This window comes from Acinetobacter sp. CIP 64.2 (assembly GCF_000369645.1).
Taxonomy (GTDB): domain Bacteria; phylum Pseudomonadota; class Gammaproteobacteria; order Pseudomonadales; family Moraxellaceae; genus Acinetobacter.
This window is the reverse complement of the sequence record NZ_KB850120.1, coordinates 442,031-442,548: the sequence shown is the minus strand read 5'-3', so window position 1 is coordinate 442,548 and position 518 is coordinate 442,031. Positions and strand designations below refer to the sequence as shown.

Below are 518 nucleotides of genomic sequence, written 5' to 3'. Positions count from 1 at the left end.
AATATTATCGGTGGTATTACCGGCAGTATCGGTGGCGGTACAGGCGGACCTTTAGGTGCAATTACACACATCATTGGCGGTATTACAGGTGGTGATCTGAGTCATAATCCTGTCACTGGCGCTATCCAAACAGGCATTGATGTACTTCAGGGCGTTGAAAGCCTCAAAACCAATATTATCAATACAGGGATTAACACAGTGGGTGGCGTGCTAAGTGGTGCACTCCCTGGCGTTCATCCTATCTCTGACCTGACTCATCTAGGTACCCTTACCTTTGATACCTCACGCGATACCGTAAACGGCACACTTGAAGCAGTATCTCATCTGGCAGGTGCCGATGTCGGTGGTGCTGTGGGCTCTCTTACAGGTGTAGTCGGTACACTGATTCATAATGGCTCTACTGCCTCGGGTCTGGTTCAGCATGCGGTAGGTGATCTTACCAATGTGGGTGGTCTCATCGGTGGTATTGGTGGCGGTACAGGTGGTCCACTTGGTTCGATTGGCAATATTATCGGTGG

At 50.0% G+C, this 518-nt stretch carries 1 pseudogene; it reads left to right on the top strand.

What is annotated here, in order from left to right:
• Positions 1-518: pseudogene (locus F895_RS20200) on the top strand (hypothetical protein); the annotation flags it as partial.